General features: G+C 63.9%; 1 protein-coding gene. It reads left to right on the forward strand.

Going from position 1 to position 399, the window contains the following annotated elements; all coding sequences use genetic code 11:
- Positions 1-77: 77 nt before the first annotated feature.
- Positions 78-399, forward strand: a 322-nt coding sequence (locus RVY79_RS17775) for an MHYT domain-containing protein (protein ID WP_317465832.1), incomplete at its 3' end; no start/stop codon positions are given.

A 399-nucleotide genomic window follows, 5' to 3' on the forward strand; every position in this document is an offset into this window, starting at 1 on the left:
CCCAGAACACCGGGCAGCCAGCCGACGCCGCCCGGCAATCCGGCGGCTTTTCTGGTGTTGAAACGGGAGGGTGTGCCATGTTCTACGGCTTTGAAGCGGTGCCGGGCGCGATCGTGCCCTATGAGTACGACTGGCCGCTGGTCGGGCTGTCGTATCTCATCTCAGTGGTGGGCGCGTATGTGGGCCTGCGATGGTCCAGACGCATACGCAACAAGAACGGCAGCATCGATACAGACCGGCTGATCTGCGCAAGTGTGGCGCTGGGTGGGGGTGCCGTCTGGTCCATGCACTTCATCGGCATGGCGGCCTACCGAACACCGGTGCGGATCGAGTTTGGCCTCTTGCAGACCGTGCTGTCGCTGCTGGTCGTGATGGTGTTTGCCGGGGCCGGGTTGGTGC

This window comes from Chromohalobacter sp. HP20-39 (genome assembly GCF_033052815.1).
Lineage (GTDB): Bacteria > Pseudomonadota > Gammaproteobacteria > Pseudomonadales > Halomonadaceae > Chromohalobacter.